Source organism: Ensifer adhaerens, assembly GCF_001270265.1.
Classification (GTDB): Bacteria; Pseudomonadota; Alphaproteobacteria; order Rhizobiales; family Rhizobiaceae; genus Ensifer; species Ensifer adhaerens_B.
This window is the reverse complement of record NZ_LGAP01000072.1, coordinates 1-3,253: the sequence shown is the minus strand read 5'-3', so window position 1 is coordinate 3,253 and position 3,253 is coordinate 1. Positions and strand designations below refer to the sequence as shown.

1 protein-coding gene and 1 pseudogene are annotated in these 3,253 nt (G+C 57.8%); both read left to right on the top strand.

Annotation, left to right across the window (positions count from 1 at the left end):
- The first annotated feature begins 640 nt into the window (after positions 1 to 640).
- Positions 641 to 2,965 carry a multicopper oxidase family protein gene (locus AC244_RS34685; RefSeq protein WP_053253352.1) on the top strand — a complete coding sequence of 775 codons (2,325 nt, stop codon included), beginning with the start codon at positions 641 to 643 and terminating at the stop codon, positions 2,963 to 2,965.
- Between the two features lie 104 nt (positions 2,966 to 3,069).
- Positions 3,070 to 3,253, top strand: a pseudogene (locus AC244_RS34680) (SCO1/SenC/PrrC family cytochrome c oxidase assembly protein); the annotation flags it as partial.

The following is a 3,253-nucleotide window of genomic DNA, read 5'->3' as shown; positions in this document are numbered from 1 at the left end:
ACACACCTTCAACCTCCAGCGCGTTCCACAAGTCCAGCCAAAGCCCGCGGTGCAACAGACGCCACTGAATGCCGCGCCCGACGCTCAGACGTAACGCACCATCGCCGCTCGTGAATAAGACAGGCTAACCCGTGGACGGCGATCCCAACGTTCGTCTGCCGGAGACTGCCCCCTCTGCTTGGCGGCGTCGAGGGTGCAACATTTTCTTTCCCCGACAGTGAGAACGCTGCTGTTACCTTCAAAATTCGTCCCGGTTTTCCTGAGCAGCGCTGCATTTCCGGAAAATGCTCTGGCGACTTGCGCTTGCAGGCCCCTGCTGCGACCGCCGATCAGGACTGGCTTCGTTCTCGCATGGTCACTCTGCCGACGAAAGCATCAAGCCTACACAAAGAGCGCCTACTACAAAACGAGATCTAATACGAAACTGTATTAATAAACTCGAGCAAACCATAAAATAATTACAGAAACCCTCAACTGGAAACGGTAAACATTATGCTTTGTAAAATTTCTCTCGAACTAATCCGGAATAGTTATAAGACTAAGGCCTGATCTAATCATTGAGATTGCAAGTGTTGAGGGGTATTATCTGCAGATGTCCAGATCGGAGGACCGTGAACTACATTTGATAGGGGCGGATTAAATGTACATTTCCAACGATGCGTCGCGGGCGCGACAGAGAGAAGCGCAGCTCGCACGGGAAAACCGTGCCGAGATTGCTCGGGCAATCAATCAGGAACAGGTAACACGTCGCGAGTTGTTGCGATGGGGCATCTTCACGGCGAGCGGAATGCTCGCCATGAAAAATGGGCTCAGTCCGTTTGCAAAGAGCGCCTATGCGGCGGTGCCAACCGGCGCGCCGCGCACACCGCTGTTCGGCATCAAGAAATTCTCGCAGCCCATGCATCGTTTGCACTTGCTCAACCCTGTGCCGATGACGCGGACATCACAGGGTCATGCCGCATTTCCCGCACAACTGGCCGAACGGCCGGCGAAACGTTTGTCATATCACACCGACTTTTCGGCCGATCCGACAAACAGGCAATTCATCAATACCAGGACCAATCGAGGGCCAATCGAGGGCCGGCCGCCCGGCGAAATCTTCGCGCACCAACGCTGGGACGAGTTCTTTCCAAAGGTCGGCTACATACTCAGGCTGGGCCAGATTACCCAAGGCGCTACCGGCGGATACTTTCACGAAGGTTTTCCGCACCAGCAGCCAAACAGCGCCTGGACCTATGGCGCCGGCAGGACCGGTGAATGCAGCCTGCCGCCATTCCTGATCAAAGGCCGCTACGGCGAACCCATCATCACCCGCGTCTACAACGACCTGCCGGTAAACCGGGCGGAGAACAACGGCTTCGGGCGCAACGAGACCCAACTTCACTTTCACAATGCGCACAATGGCGCCGAAAGCGATGGCGCGGCGAATGTGCACCACTTCCCAGGGACATTCTACGACTACCGCTGGAGCACGACGCTTGCGCGGCGCGACAAGATCAACACACAGGCTACCGATCGACGGGCATCAGGCCCGGACGACAGCACCGGCCTCATCAACGTCCCAGGAGACTTCCGCGAGTTACAAGGCAGCATGTGGGCGCATGATCACCGCTTCTTTTTCACGGCGGAAAACGTCTACAAGGGCAATCTTGGTGCCATAAACTATTACAGCGGCCCCGACCGCGGCAACGAGGAGCTATCGGACGGCGTCAATCTGCGGCTGCCCAGCGGCAAGCTTCTGGGTTGGGGCAACATCGACTTCGACGTCAACCTGATCTTTTCCGATTGCGCATGCGACGCGTCGGGCCAGCTCTTCTTCGATATTTTCGATACGGACGGAATGCTCGGCGACGTGCCGCTGGTCAATTTCGGCTATGCGCCATTCTTCGAAGTCCTGCCGCGAAAATATCGCTTCCGTATCCTGAACGCCTGCATGTCACGTTTCCTGAAGCTTGCCCTGGCGGATGCCAAAGGAAATCCTGTCCCGATCAAGTTCATCGCCAATGACGGGAACCTGGTGGTCACACCCTTGACCCTGACCTCCCTTCCCGTGCAGGGCATAGCCGAACGCTACGATATCGTCGTCGATTTTTCTGGCTTCCGGATCGGCGACAAGATACGGGTCGTCAATCAGATCCTTCATGACGACGGGCGTGGTCCGAAGGAAGAACTCAGCCTGACAAATGCGCTGAAAGGGACCTCCAAGGATCCGCTTGTCGGGCCGATGCTTGAGTTTCGGGTGGTCGGCGCGGTCGAAAGTGTCGATGTGCCCGGTGTCGTCCACCGCGCCACGGACCCTGACGTCAGCCGGGTTCCAGCCAAATTGACCGAACAGATTCCGATCGTCACGCCGGTGCGCACAAGGTTCGTCGAGTTCGGCAGGTCGGGAGATGGGGATTCCCGCGGGCCGGATGGGTGCGTGCCCGATTGCGGCGAAGTGGTCAATTTCCCCTGGACCATTCGCATCAACGGCGAGTCTTCGCATTCCATGAACGCCAACAGGATTTCCCTGCTCATTCCGAAAGCTGGCGAGGTCGAGCATTGGACTTATAGGAACGGCGGCGGCGGCTGGGACCACCCCATTCACCTCCATTTCGAGGAGGGGGTGACCTTTGCGCGCACCGGAACGAAACTCGCGGCGACCGAGAACCTCCAGCGGAAGGACGTCTGGCGGTTGGGCGAAAGCGGTAGCGTCACCTTCCAGGTTCAATTTGGCGAATTCGGCGGCGCTTATGTCAATCATTGCCACAACACCGTGCATGAGGATTTCGCGATGTTGGCACGCATTCAGTTGCTGACCGGTGTGGCCGGCTCGCCTCAGACCGCGGTGACCCCGACCCCCAACCCGACCCCGGACGGTGTCGTTTTCACCGCGCCGGAAATCTTGCCCGAAGGCGTGCCGAAAGGTTGGAAGGACAGTCAGCCGATGCAGGCAGCGCAGCTCTCAGGCACGGTCGCTCCTTGAACGGTTGGCCGAGCCGAAGCCCGGTCAACCAGGAAGAGATTTGTCCTCGTTACGTGAGCTTGGCGCGCGTGCCGCGCTGGCCTGCCTGCTGTTCGGAGATTCAGATGAAACGATGGTTCGCAGCCGTCGCGGCGATAACCGCGATTTTTCTATTCAGCCCCGGCGAACCGGCGGCCAAGAGTTCGCGTTGGGGAAAGGACTACTTCCCAAACGTCGACGTCGTTACCCAAAATGGCGACAGGGTTCGGTTCTATGACGATCTGATCAAGGACAGGATCGTCCTTATCA

Bases quoted from the DNA above. Each gene is read 5' to 3' on its own strand.
- AC244_RS34685 (WP_053253352.1), top strand. From the start codon at position 641: ATGTACATTTCCAACGATGCGTCGCGGGCGCGACAGAGAGAAGCGCAG.